Annotated in this window: 13 protein-coding genes; 10 read left to right on the top strand and 3 right to left on the bottom strand. The window is 39.9% G+C overall.

The annotated features are described in order from the left end of the window. Positions 1 to 99: 99 nt before the first annotated feature. Entirely contained in the window at positions 100 to 894 is a 795-nt protein-coding gene (locus Q4550_RS21740; RefSeq protein ID WP_303536014.1) for a peptidoglycan-binding protein, read from the bottom strand. A 252-nt stretch (positions 895 to 1,146) separates the two neighbouring features. On the opposite strand from Q4550_RS21740, the gene Q4550_RS21735 reads away from it, so the two are divergent. From Q4550_RS21735 to Q4550_RS21720, 4 genes are all read left to right on the top strand, one after another. Then, on the top strand, positions 1,147 to 1,410 hold the full coding sequence (locus tag Q4550_RS21735) for a hypothetical protein (RefSeq protein ID WP_194221019.1): 264 nt from the start codon (positions 1,147 to 1,149) through the stop codon (positions 1,408 to 1,410). Between the two features lie 111 nt (positions 1,411 to 1,521). Further along, positions 1,522 to 2,184 carry a type 1 glutamine amidotransferase domain-containing protein gene (locus tag Q4550_RS21730; protein ID WP_226612358.1) on the top strand — a complete coding sequence of 221 codons (663 nt, stop codon included), beginning with the start codon at positions 1,522 to 1,524 and terminating at the stop codon, positions 2,182 to 2,184. Positions 2,185 to 2,340: 156 nt separating this feature from the next. After that, positions 2,341 to 2,619, top strand: coding sequence for a hypothetical protein (locus tag Q4550_RS21725; RefSeq protein ID WP_226612359.1), 279 nt, complete (start codon positions 2,341 to 2,343; stop codon positions 2,617 to 2,619). Positions 2,620 to 2,708: 89 nt separating this feature from the next. Next, entirely contained in the window at positions 2,709 to 3,578 is an 870-nt protein-coding gene (locus tag Q4550_RS21720) for an aldo/keto reductase (RefSeq protein ID WP_303536007.1), read from the top strand. Positions 3,579 to 3,612: 34 nt separating this feature from the next. On the opposite strand, the gene Q4550_RS21715 is transcribed toward Q4550_RS21720, so the two are convergent. Beyond that, positions 3,613 to 4,113 (bottom strand): cupin domain-containing protein, encoded by a 501-nt coding sequence (locus tag Q4550_RS21715; protein WP_303536005.1) that lies wholly within the window; start codon positions 4,111 to 4,113, stop codon positions 3,613 to 3,615. Between the two features lie 241 nt (positions 4,114 to 4,354). Between Q4550_RS21715 and Q4550_RS21710 the strand changes: the two genes are divergently transcribed. The 5 genes from Q4550_RS21710 (at position 4,355) to Q4550_RS21690 (ending at position 9,446) form a co-directional block, all read left to right on the top strand. Beyond that, positions 4,355 to 4,852, top strand: coding sequence for a PTS sugar transporter subunit IIA (locus Q4550_RS21710; RefSeq protein WP_226612363.1), 498 nt, complete (start codon positions 4,355 to 4,357; stop codon positions 4,850 to 4,852). An 80-nt stretch (positions 4,853 to 4,932) separates the two neighbouring features. Next, positions 4,933 to 6,336: a PTS system trehalose-specific EIIBC component gene (treP, locus tag Q4550_RS21705; RefSeq protein WP_194221023.1), complete on the top strand. Its 1,404-nt coding sequence runs from the start codon at positions 4,933 to 4,935 to the stop codon at positions 6,334 to 6,336. Between the two features lie 92 nt (positions 6,337 to 6,428). Further along, the gene (gene treC / locus Q4550_RS21700) at positions 6,429 to 8,120 is read left to right on the top strand and encodes an alpha,alpha-phosphotrehalase (RefSeq protein WP_303536001.1); all 1,692 of its coding nucleotides are present in this window, start codon (positions 6,429 to 6,431) and stop codon (positions 8,118 to 8,120) included. 4 nt (positions 8,121 to 8,124) lie between these two features. Next, positions 8,125 to 8,844, top strand: coding sequence for a trehalose operon repressor (gene treR, locus Q4550_RS21695; protein ID WP_303535999.1), 720 nt, complete (start codon positions 8,125 to 8,127; stop codon positions 8,842 to 8,844). A 110-nt stretch (positions 8,845 to 8,954) separates the two neighbouring features. Continuing rightward, positions 8,955 to 9,446, top strand: a complete 492-nt coding sequence (locus Q4550_RS21690) for a GNAT family N-acetyltransferase (protein WP_303535997.1) — start codon at positions 8,955 to 8,957, stop codon at positions 9,444 to 9,446. A 33-nt stretch (positions 9,447 to 9,479) separates the two neighbouring features. Here Q4550_RS21690 and Q4550_RS21685 read toward each other — a convergent pair whose 3' ends face one another. After that, positions 9,480 to 9,620: a hypothetical protein gene (locus Q4550_RS21685; protein ID WP_303535994.1), complete on the bottom strand. Its 141-nt coding sequence runs from the start codon at positions 9,618 to 9,620 to the stop codon at positions 9,480 to 9,482. A gap of 169 nt (positions 9,621 to 9,789) precedes the next feature. On the opposite strand from Q4550_RS21685, the gene Q4550_RS21680 reads away from it, so the two are divergent. Then, positions 9,790 to 10,884, top strand: a complete 1,095-nt coding sequence (locus Q4550_RS21680) for an NAD(P)H-dependent flavin oxidoreductase (protein WP_303535991.1) — start codon at positions 9,790 to 9,792, stop codon at positions 10,882 to 10,884. Positions 10,885 to 10,906: the final 22 nt, after the last annotated feature.

Raw genomic sequence — 10,906 nt, 5'->3', positions numbered from 1 at the left:
GAGCCCCTATAAGTATAGAGCTCAGGCTGCTTAAAAATGCTTTTTAATTCCTGTCTACTTGACAGGGGTCACTTCAATATGGAATGCCTGTTCTTTTTCTTATTCAATGACGCGTATCTTAACATCTTTTCGTCCCCAATTGAGGGCGCCTTGCTGACTTGGAATAAATACATCAATACGATTGTTATTAATGTCGCCACCAATGTCTGCAGCAATGGCTGTGCCATATCCTTCAACTTCCACAATGGAGCCAAGTGGAATCATATCAGGATCAACTGCGATCACTTTGGCGTCCGGGTATTTGTCTAAATTGATTCCCATCTTAGTAACACCAGAACACCCGGTGCAATCGGCTGTATAAGCGGTGCTTTCTGCCGTGAATTCTTTCCCTGCAGCTGAACCTGGTGCAGCCATTTGATCTAACGCTCCACGTGTGGACGGTCCTGCAATCCCATCAGCTGAAAGGCCATTGTCTCGTTGGAATTCCTCTACAAGTGTAGCTGTACCTGAACCATATATCCCATCTGCATCGCTCTCATATCCCGCTTGATTAAGCTGGCTTTGTATATGTATGACTTGTTTCCCGATGTCTCCACGTCTTAGGACTTGAAGGGCTTGTTTTGTTTCTGGTCCTGCAATCCCATCTACTTGGAGATTGCGATTCGCCTGAAAATCCTTCACGGCTTCTTCAGTGATCTCTCCGTAATAGCCTGTTGCAGTGTGGTAGGGGAATAGCCCTTTCGTCATAAGATAGTCTTGCAGTTCCTTAACTTCTCCCCCTGAGTCGCCTTGTTGGTTGACACGATCAAATGCTGCAGAAGCAAATGAAGGCGTGGCTACAAAAATGATGCTAGAAATAAGTAGCGCTGCTACGAGTTTCATTTTGTGTTTCATCTTTATTCCTCCTTGAATGATTGTCCTATACAAGAGACAGCATTCGGAGGAAAAGGAGTCTATTCGACGATTTTGATCAAATACCCGACGATATGATTAGAAAACGCCCAAATAATGGAATGGAAAGAGTGAAGAAAAGAAGGACTATGTTTGAAAAGCCTTCGTCAAATTGATCGTTGACTCTTCATCAATAGAGATGGAAAATAGAATAGTTAGTGAAATCGGTTCTTTCAGAAAGGAGATACATTTCTAGTGAAAGCTCTTGAAAGAAAATGGATTCATCTTATCAATATTATTCTTGGAGTCATTATTGTTCCATACTCTATTTTAGAACTCCTCGGTGTTTTAAAGTTAGCTGAAAATAATAACTATCTGTTCGTTCCAATCGGATTATTTGTTCTTTGGATCGTTCTTTATATCCTGCAAATTAAGAAGAAAAACACTCTTCTTGTTATGAGTGCTATCTTTCTCAATGTGTTCTATTTGTTTTTCATTATCCCTCAATTGTTATATTAGTAAATTTTCTGGATTCTTCAATCCCATGAATACTTTTTTGAACATCGGGTATTGTACTAAAGTGGTCATAAAGACTAACAAGTACTTAGAAGATAAAGGAGAGGAATTCAATTGACTAAAGTATTAATGGTCGTAACAAACCATACAGAAATCGATTCAGAGCACAAAACAGGACTATGGCTTGAAGAGTTCGCTGTCCCTTATAACATCTTCAAGGAAAAAGGGTATGACATCAAAGTCACTTCCATTCAAGGTGGCGAAGTAGAGCTTGATCCAAATAGTATCCCAGAAGAAGATCCGAAAGAATGGGAAGACGCTCAAAACCAACTGAAAAATACAACTAAGGTAACAAAAGAAGATGCAAACAACTTTGACGTTGTCTTTCTACCGGGCGGTCACGGAACGATGTTTGACTTCCCTGATAGCGAAGTTCTTCAACATATCCTTCAGGAACAAGCTGAAGCAGATAAAATTATCGGATCCGTTTGCCACGGTCCAGCAGGACTTGTGAACGTAACTTATAAAGACGGTACACCTCTTGTAAAAGGGAAGAAAGTAAGTGCCTTTACTGATTCTGAAGAGCGAGAAATGGGGCTTGTTGAACAAATGCCATTCTTGCTTGAAACCAAATTACGTGAAAAAGGTGCTAACTTTGAGTTAGGCGAGAACTGGTCAGTTTATTCCGTTCGTGACGGTAATTTAATTACAGGACAAAATCCACAATCAAGTGAAAGTGCTGCAAATAAAATTATTGAAGCTATTGAAGGCAAATAAAGAAAAGATAAAATGATTGAGCTTAATGCTTATCATTAACTGATACGAAAGAAGGGGGCGGACCAGTAAAGGTCTGCTCTTTTTCTTTATTACCCTTTCTCTTAAAGAGGAACTGAGTGATAATATGTAGAATGATAGAAGAATAGGATGATGAACTTGAAATTTATTTTATCTCACCCATTTATCAAGGTAATTAGAAAAATGGAACGTACGGAACAGAAAACGCTAGAGCAGGAGCACGATTTAGAACTATATGAAGATCGGATAGTTGTTGGACATAAACATTTTGCGATCAAAGATGTCTTTGATATGTCCTATCGATTTCAATCGACGCTTTATGGCTTCCTATATCTTCATACAAATAGTGGTGTTGAATCATTTATTATCAAAAAGGATCCCACAGTTTTTATTAATGAGTACCGCAAGCTTGTGTAAGGAATAGCATAGCGTCTTAAGAAATAGTGTAGAGAAGGGAGTCAGATTTCTTTAGAGATAAAGGTGATTGAAGAAGGAGGCGAAATAAGATGGGGATTGAGAAAACGGTTGTTCTATCAAACGGTGTTAAAATGCCTTATCTTGGTTTTGGTGCTTTTAAACTAAAAGGGGAAGATGCCTACAGCGCTGTTAAAGTTGCCATTGAAACGGGGTACCGCGGCATTGATACAGCTTCCTATTATGAGAATGAAGAAGCAGTGGGTCGCGCGATTAAGGATTCAGGAATTCCACGCGAAGAGCTGTTTATTACTTCTAAAGTTTGGAACGATGAGCAGGGCTATAATGCAACGCTTGCTGCTTTTGAAAGATCACTGGAACGATTGGGCACTGATTATCTTGATTTGTATTTAATTCACTGGCCAGTTCCTCACTTATTTCTTGAAACATGGCAAGCGCTAGAGAAGCTCTATCATGAAGGAAAGGTATGTGCTATTGGTGTTAGTAACTTTGAGACGCACCATCTAGAAGCCATTTCTCGTATTTCAACCGTTAAACCTGTTCTCAATCAAATTGAGTTACACCCTGAATTAATACAGGGTGAACTAAGAGATTACTGTCGATCAAAAGGAATTCAGGTCCAGGCATGGTCACCGTTAAAACGAGGTCAGGTGTTAAAGAATCCGGTGATTCAAGCAGTTAGCGAACGTTATGGTAAAACACCTGCACAAATTGTTCTTAGATGGTGTCTTCAGCATCAGATTTTGTTGAATGTGAAGTCCTCCCATAGCGAGCGGATTAAAGAGAATGCAGCTATTTTTGATTTTAATTTAACTGATGAAGAGATGGTTTCCATCGATTCTCTTCATTCTGACAGCCGTATAGCGCATCATCCTGATAACTTGGACTTTTACGAAAAAACGGTTCCGGGATTTAAGAAATCTGAATATACTTCTTCCTAAAAAAGACGCCTATAAAGGCGTCTTTTGCTATGTTCTAGCGGCCCCAAACGTCAAGTAATGGTCCATTAACACCAAAAATAGGATCCGTTGCAGGTAATGGAACATTCTTAATGTTATCGATGGCATCTTTTCGTTCATCGGCTTTTCCTGTTCTAAGATCGTGGGGCATACCGGCTGGATAAGCCCCTACTACGCGGAAATCGGTCGAGGATGCTTCTTTTTTATGTCCCACACCAGCAGGAATGACGACAACATCTCCTACTGTCACTTCAACCGTTTTTCCGTTTTCTCCTCCAAATGTAATAGAAGCCTCTCCTTTAATCACTCCAAGTACTTCGTGGCTGTTGCTGTGATAATGATGATAAGAAAAGACGCCATTCTCCCACGCATTAGTCCAATTGTTTTCTTTGAAAATCTTCATACAATTATCGGGATGATCTAGCGCTCCTGGATAGAGAATAAGCGGATGGAACGGGTTGTTTGGAATGTTACCATCATCTTCAAACGTTATCGTTTTTATTTGGTGCTTTTCCATATGATCACTCCTTAGTCCTTTTGTATACGTTTTCGAGAAATTTGAAACATGTATCAGCGTTTAGGATATGACAATCAGGGAATTTATGTATCGAATCACATCTTCCCCCTTAGAAATGTGATTTAAAAGATGAGTATTTTAGTTGACTAACTTGTCTATACAAGATAAACTGCATGTGTAAGATAAACTTGTATAGACAAGATAGAATATAAATGAAAGCGGTTGAAAGGGGAATGTTCTTATGTTGAAAAAACTATTTGGTAAAAAAGAAAAGCCGTCAGAAGAGGTTATATACGCTCCTTTAAACGGAGACGTTGTTGAACTTGAAAAAGTTCCAGATCCAACATTTTCACAAAAAATGATGGGAGACGGTGTTGCGATTGAGCCAAAAGACGGAAAAGTCGTTTCGCCAGTCAACGGGAAAGTAATCCAGTTCTTCCATACGAAACATGCGGTTGGAATTGAATCTGAATCAGGTCTTGAAATTTTGATCCACGTTGGTTTAGAAACAGTTAACATGGGTGGAGAAGGATTTGAAGGTCACGTAAAAGAAGGCGACAAGGTAAAAGTTGGCGATCCTCTCATCACAGTTGATCTTGATCTTGTTAAGGAGAAAGCAGCGAGTACGATTACGCCTGTGATTATTACAAATGCTGATGTTCTTGAAAATGTTGAGAAGAAATATACAGTCGGCGCTTCAAATGAGACTGAAATTATGACAACCAAAGTAAAAGGATAAAGTTTTGATCTTCCGAAGAGAGTACGCTATATATCAACTCTCTTCGGAACAATTAGATTATTTCTAAGGGGGAAGAAAACATGGCGATTAATCGAGAGTCTGTCGAACAGATCCTGGAAGCCATAGGCGGTAAGGAAAATATTTCGACCGCAACACATTGTGTAACCCGTCTGCGTCTTGTTTTACATGATGAAAGTAAAGTAGATACTAAAGCACTTGAAGAGAACGAGCTTGTCAAAGGTTCTTTTTCGGCGAATGGACAGTTTCAGGTAGTCATCGGTCAAGGAACCGTTGATAAAGTATTTAAGATCTTTGCTGAGATGGCAGATATTGAAAGCGCGTCCAAACAGGATGTGAAAGATGCCGCTGCAAGTAAACAAAATATTCTCCAGCGCGGAGTGAAAACACTTGCTGATATTTTTATTCCGATTTTACCTGCAATCGTAACAGCTGGTTTGCTTCTTGGGATTAATAATATTCTCACAGCACCGGATATCTTCTTTAGTGATCCACTTGTAGAGGTGTATCCACAGTGGGCAGATTTAGCGAGTATTATTAACCTGATTGCTAACACAGCCTTCGTCTTTTTACCTGGCTTAATTGGTTGGTCAGCAGCGAAGCAATTTGGCGGAAGTCCATTGCTCGGTATTGTTCTAGGTCTTATTCTTGTTCACCCCGATCTCCTTAATGCTTGGGCATATGGAGAAGCCGACGATATTCCAACATGGAATTTGTTCGGACTTGAAATAGAGAAGATTGGGTATCAAGGGCAAGTCTTGCCTGTTCTTGTGTCAGCTTATATATTAGCCAAAATTGAAACGTTTCTTAATAAGCGGATTCCAGATTCCATTCAAATGCTCATTGTGGCTCCTGTTGCCTTGCTCGTAACTGGATTCCTAGCGTTTACTCTTATTGGGCCAGTGACATTCTGGATTGCGAATCTCTTAACGGATGGTTTTATTGGATTATTTGATTTTGCACCAGCTATTGGTGGATTAGTGTATGGGGCTTTATATGCGCCACTCGTTATCACGGGAATGCACCATACGTTCCTTGCTGTAGATTTGCAGTTAATCGGCAGTACGGGAAGCACATTCTTATGGCCGATGCTGGCACTTTCCAACATCGCACAGGGTGCAGCGGCACTTGCGATGATGCTGATTACTCGTAATGAGAAAACGAAAGGACTTGCTGGTACTTCAGCAGTCTCTGCTTTCCTAGGCGTCACTGAACCTGCGCTATTCGGTGTGAATTTACGCTTTAAGTTCCCGTTCTTTGCAGCGATTATTGGTTCAGCTGTGGCTGGTCTTGTTATTACGGTTAGTGGTGTGGAAGCGACATCGATCGGTGTAGGTGGTATACCTGGCTTCCTTTCAATCTTTAAAGAATACTGGGGTGCTTTCTTTATGGGGATGGCCATCGCACTCGTCGTACCATTTGTTTTAACATTCTTGTATGGGAAAGTTAGAAAAGTAAGTGAGTAAATAAAAAGGAGCGATATCATCAGGCACTTAAGCTGCTCCGATGGTATCGCCTTTGTTTGTTTTTTCAAGTATACAATTAGGAGTTGAATGATATGCAACAACCATGGTGGAAGAAGTCAGTCGTTTATCAAATTTACCCGAAAAGCTTTAACGATACAACTGGTAACGGTACGGGGGATATTCAAGGCATTATCGAAAAACTGGATTATTTAAGTGAACTTGGAGTTGATGTCGTTTGGCTAACACCAATCTATGATTCACCTCAGAATGACAATGGATATGATATTCGAGACTACTTTAGTATTTATGAAGAGTATGGAACAATGGAGGATTTCGATCGTCTCCTTCAAGAAGCACATGCAAAAGGCATTAAGATCATTATGGATATCGTTGTAAATCATACGTCAACCGAACATCAGTGGTTCGTCGAGTCTCGTAAATCAAAGGATAATCCTTATCGAGACTATTACATCTGGAAAGATGGCGTAAATGGAGCAGAACCAACAAACTGGCAGTCAAAGTTCGGTGGTAATGCGTGGCAGTTTGATAAAGAAACAGGTCAATATTACTTACATCTTTTTGATGTCACACAGGCTGATCTTAACTGGGAGAATGAAAAAGTAAGAGATGAAGTGTATGATATGATGACATTCTGGTTTGAAAAGGGTGTCGATGGGTTTCGTCTCGATGTGATTAACCTTATTTCGAAAGATCAGAATTTCCCAAATGATGATGGTTCTGTAGCTCCAGGAGACGGACGTAAATTCTATACAGATGGTCCAAAAGTGCATGAGTATATGAATGAAATGAATCGCAAAGTATTTATGAAATATAACAGCATGACGGTTGGGGAGATGTCTTCCACAACGATTGACAACTGCATTAAATACTCTAATCCTAAGCGAAATGAATTGAGCATGACGTTCAACTTCCATCATTTAAAAGTCGATTATCCTAATGGCGAAAAGTGGTCTGTAGCCGATTTTGATTTCCTAAAGCTAAAAGAAATTCTATCAACATGGCAGGCGGAAATGTATGAAGGTGGAGGCTGGAATGCTCTCTTCTGGTGTAACCATGACCAGCCCCGAATCGTATCACGCTACGGGAATGACGGGGAGTACAGACGTGAGTCAGCCAAAATGCTAGCGACAACAATGCACCTGATGCAAGGTACTCCGTATATTTATCAGGGAGAAGAAATTGGGATGACGAATCCAAAGTTTGATGCGATCTCATCTTATCGTGATGTAGAGTCGTTGAATATTTACTCCATTCTTAAAGAGGAAAAAGGGTATAGTGAAGAAGAAGTACTCGAGATTTTGCGTCATAAATCAAGAGATAACTCAAGAACGCCTGTTCAATGGAATTCAGAAGCTAACGCTGGGTTTACAACAGGAGAACCATGGATACCCGTTGCGAAAAACTATGAAGGCATTAACGTCGAAGATACTCTTAATGAGAGACATTCAGTATTTGAACATTATCAGAAGCTAATCGCACTTAGAAAAAATATGGATTTGATCACATACGGTGACTATGAGCTTCTTTTAGCTGAACACCCACAGCTTTTCGCTTATGTAAGGAACGGTGAAAATGAAAAGCTTCTTGTGATCAATAATTTCTATGAAAGTGAAGTGACGTTTGAACTTCCGGAAGATGTGGAAGTAAACGGTTATCATGCAGAGGTTTTATTATCAAATTATGAAGACACTCCTAACACTTTCAAGAAAGTGTCATTGCGACCATATGAGTCGATTGCTTATCATCTAACTAAGGCAAGGTGAGTCTATGAAGCAAACCAAGTACCAGCAAATATATAATGATCTCTCTCTGAATATACAAAATGGTACCTATCAACCGAATACTAAATTACCTTCAGAACACGAGTTAGCGGAAGCGTACGGAACATCTCGAGAGACGATTCGTAAAGCTCTTAATTTGCTTTCTCAAAATGGTTTGATTCAGAAAATTAAAGCGCGAGGATCTGTCGTTCTCGACCTTAACCGCTATGAATTTCCGGTTTCTGGACTTGTGAGCTTTAAGGAAATCTCTCAAAAAATGAATCGCTCTTCTCGTACCATCGTTCATGATCTAGAAAAAAAACTTCCATCGAAATGGGTTAGTGAGCAGTTGGAGCTAAAAGACAATGCACAAGTATGGCATGTTGTAAGAGCTCGTGAAATAGATGGAGAGAAAATTATACTTGATCGCGATTATTTTCCAGTAGAATTTGTTCCAGAGCTCACAAAAACAATTTGTGAGAATTCGATCTATGATTATTTAGAGAATGACCTTGGCCTTGTCGTAAGCTATGCTAAAAAGGAAATTGTAGTGGAAGAGGCGGATGAAGAGGATCGTCTCTACCTGGATTTGCATGATTACAATCATGTTGTCGTGGTTCGAAACTACGTTTATCTAAATGACACCACATTAATTGAGTATACTGAATCAAGGCACCGGCTTGATAAATTTAGATTTGTTGATTTTGCTAGACGCGAAAAGCAATAAGAGAAGCGCTCCTAAGATTAGGAGCGCTTCTTTATCTTACTGTCATATTGGATTCTTTTGGTTGACGAGTAATAATAAAAAGAGAGTTAGATTGGAGAGGAGTCTTTCATTTGAGAGTTAATGAAGAAAACATCTATCTTGTGAAAGCTGAAAACGATCATATTAATGCGTTGAAATCATTCACTCTAGATGATAGTCAGCTCGCTTTCACGTCGATGCCAGTCCCAGCATATGAGAAATGTCAGATCGATCATGATCGCTTTCCTGTGGTGATTATGGAAAAGGATCAGCCAGTAGGATTTTTCGTTCTAGATCGTGGAGATGATATTTTCTCGTATTCAGATAATATCAACGCCGTTCTGTTAAGAGCGTATTCAATCAATCGATCTGAGCAAGGAAGAGGGATTGCGAAAGCCTCTTTACAGCAGCTAGAACAGTTTGTAAAAAGGCATCTCCCTAATTGTGATGAAATCGTTCTCGGGGTTAATGAAGACAATGAAGCAGCTAAGAAGGTATATTTAGGAGCGGGGTTTATTTCTACTAATAAGAAAAAGAACGGGCGCTCAGGGCCTCAGGTTATTCTAAAGTATCCAGTTATATAGCATTGTTCTTGGCAACTCAAAAGCCAGGAGAATTTACTCCTGGCTTTTGATACACGCTTTTTGTAGGGTATATTCTATTAAGAATGCTTGGAATTCTTCTTTAGTGATATAAGCTTCCATTGCTTCTTCCACGACAACATGCCATTCTTCAGGCAAATAAGAGTTTTCTTTCAAGACTCATTCCCCCTGCTATAATAATGTTAACTGATTATGTATATGTGGTTAACATTATCATAGCGATAGATCAATTGAATTGCAAGATAGATTCCTCAGCGTATTTGAAAGGAGTCATTCTTTTTATAAAGAAGTATTTGAAAGGGCAAAGGAAGAAATAGAAAGGAAGATGGTAGTCTTGTGGAATGAAACTCTCGTAACTTCCATATTAAACATCGAATACCCGATCGTACAGGCAGGAATGGCCGGAGGGGTGACAACACCTCAATTAGTTGCTTCTGTATCGAATACGGGAGGCTTAGGCAGCTTAGGGGCTGGGTACATGACACCTGATCAAATGCGAATCGCGATCAAGGACATTAAACAGTACACGTCAAGGGCTTTTGCTGTTAACTTGTTTATTCCTGAGGAGGATCACTCCTCAAATGAAGTGGTGGAGCAGACAAAGCAGGTGCTTCAGTGCTATGCTACAAAACTTGGTATAGAAGACTATAGTTATAATGAGAAGCCTTTTTCGGTTGTAAAAAAAGAATACAAAGAAAAGCTTAAGATTTTAATAGAGGAAAATGTACCTGTATGTAGCTTTACTTTTGGAATTCCTTCAAAAGAGGATGTCCAGCAACTAAAGCGTAATGGAATGATCCTTATTGGAACGGCAACGACGGTAAATGAAGCCATTATAAATGAAGAAAGCGGAATGGATGTTGTGGTGATGCAAGGGGCAGAAGCTGGTGGACATCGCGGCACTTTTGAAAGTGAAGTTGATTCGTCCCTTGTCGGTATTTCCTCTCTTATCCCACAAACGGTTGATGCCATAGAGATTCCTGTTATAGCGGCTGGTGGAATCATGGATGGTAGAGGTGTTCTCAGTATGCTGGTTCTTGGAGCTGGAGCTGTTCAGATGGGAACAGCATTTGTGACATGTCAAGAAAGTGGGGCTCACCCTCTTCACAAACAAGCGATATTAACGAGTACGGAAGAACAAACAATGATCACACCCGTATTTAGTGGAAAGTCTGCTCGTGGTATAAAAAATGATTTTATTACCGAAATGACTGCATCTAACTTACCAATGTTGCCTGGATACCCAGTGTTAAACACATTAACGAAAGAGATTCGTAAACAAGCAGCTGAGCAAAATCATCCTGAATGGATGTCATTGTGGTCGGGGCAAAATCCACGGTTGAGTACATCGAAATCAGCGGAGGAAATAATTCGATATAGCGTCTCTGAGGTAAATAACATCATCAATAGGATTTCGTAATCAAGATACATCCAGCTTACTA

The sequence above is a fragment of the Anaerobacillus sp. 1_MG-2023 genome (assembly GCF_030547345.1).
Lineage (GTDB): Bacteria > Bacillota > Bacilli > Bacillales > Guptibacillaceae > Guptibacillus > Guptibacillus hwajinpoensis_B.
Note: the sequence above shows the minus strand (reverse complement) of the source record. Positions and strands in the feature narration are given on the sequence as shown.